1 protein-coding gene and 1 pseudogene are annotated in these 1,692 nt (G+C 66.3%); one reads left to right on the forward strand and one right to left on the reverse strand.

The genetic code is table 11. The features are described from left to right. Nucleotides 1-226: 226 nt before the first annotated feature. Nucleotides 227-1,174, reverse strand: coding sequence for a pentapeptide repeat-containing protein (locus LCE31_RS39460; RefSeq protein WP_225023097.1), 948 nt, complete (start codon nt 1,172-1,174; stop codon nt 227-229). A 265-nt stretch (nt 1,175-1,439) separates the two neighbouring features. On the opposite strand from LCE31_RS39460, the pseudogene LCE31_RS39465 reads away from it, so the two are divergent. Then, nucleotides 1,440-1,595: pseudogene (locus LCE31_RS39465) on the forward strand (transposase); the annotation flags it as partial. Nucleotides 1,596-1,692 lie beyond the last annotated feature (97 nt).

A 1,692-nucleotide genomic window follows, 5' to 3' on the forward strand; every position in this document is an offset into this window, starting at 1 on the left:
GGGAGAACTGCATGCACGGTTTGAAGCGGCGGGGACTGGAAACGGAGCGGCAGCCACCGCGCCAGTCCCCGACCCTACTGAGTGTCTGTCTGACATCCCGGCGTGAGTGTCGTGGGGCTCGTCCCTCGTGGCAGCTAGGAACACGGCCGCTGAACGTGGCCAACCGCAGGTCCAGCCCCGGCGTTTTTGGCGGAACGATGCCGAGTCGATGCACCGGCCCGGCTTGTTATCTGGCGGGCGCCGCTGTCGGCGGCGGCGATGTCTCCTGATGTGGCTGGTCTCGCCACGCACGACACGCCGCGCGGCGTGCTGCAACCCATGGATCGCTCGCGATCTGGGGAGGCAGCCGAGTCCCTTCATCGATCACCGCTCCCGCCAACTGCCGTGCGGTCAGGCCGGTGGTGTTTCTGAGGTCTGCTCCGCTGAGGTCAGCACGCAGAAGGACGGCGTCGTCGAGCAGGGCACCTCGCAGATCGGCTTCAGCCATGAGCGCTTGGTCCAGGCATGCTCTTGCGAGGAGTGCGTGGCGCAGGTCGGCCTTGGTGAGGATGCTGCCACTGAGGTCGGCGCCCCGTAGATCAGCACGGCAGAGGACCGCCCATGTCAGTAGCGTCCGGGTGAGGCGGGGCGGGGCGTGGAAGTCGTAACTGCGGAGCGAGATTCCGGTGAGCTGCGCGGACCGAAGGTCGAGTCTGCGGGCTTCTTGCCGTTGCGGGCGGCGAGCGAGTACCTCTGTGGCCGCCCTGATATCAGCGGACGGCTCTGTCCCCCACGCCGGTAGCGGCCTCGATGAGCTGTCTTCGTCCAGCGAGGGAGAGTCGCTCCTCCTGGTGTTCTCACGGATGAAGGCCGACAGGACGCCCACCACGGTGGCATGTTCCTGGGAGGACTCCACCATGACCTGCTCAAGTCCGTAGATTCCGCCGAGCCGTTCTGCGAGTTTGTCGGAGGCCAGCTGTCCGACAGATCTGCTGAACCGATCGGCCACCTGTCCACGCCTGGATAGCTGGTAGGTGCGAGCGGTATACGCCAGCCCGAGCAGCACGGAAGCGCCGGCGAAACCGGCCAGAAGGGTCTGACGCACGGCATTCATGGCGTCGGCGCGATCCTTGCCGCGAAGTCCCCCAACCGTGTCACCGGCCATCCACGACGACATTGGCCCCAGGACCACCATGATGCCCACGACAAAGGCAGCTACCCCTGCCACTACCTTGGCAGAACCCTGATGACGACGTATCAGGCGAGCGATGCACGATCCGAAGCTTGCGAGAGGGCGATAGGCCATGTGGCCTATTCCACCGCACGAACGCTCCACCGAGCCGGGTTGAAGCTCGGAGGGAATGGCGGCCGCAGGACCGAGCTGCGGTGAGGGGACCTGTCCCCGGGTGGTGGACACCTCTGAGCCGGCCCCGGCAGGGGCCGAGTAGGAGGCATCTTTTATGGTGATGAAGGTCTACTCGCCCGAGTTCAAGGCGGACGCCGTCGCGCTGTACCTGTCGGACCCGAGCCACACCTTCGAGGGCATCGGCAGGGACCTGGGTATCAGTCGCGAGACGCTGCGCAACTGGGTACGGGCCGAACGGGCCCGCCGCGGCGGGGGCAGCACGACGAGCCAGGGTCCGTTGCAAGATCGCTTTTTGTCCGGGTTCATCCGGTGAGGCCGAGGGCGATCAGGGGTCTGCGGCAGTCGCG

The sequence above is a fragment of the Streptomyces sp. 8L genome, from assembly GCF_020176795.1.
Lineage (GTDB): Bacteria > Actinomycetota > Actinomycetes > Streptomycetales > Streptomycetaceae > Streptomyces.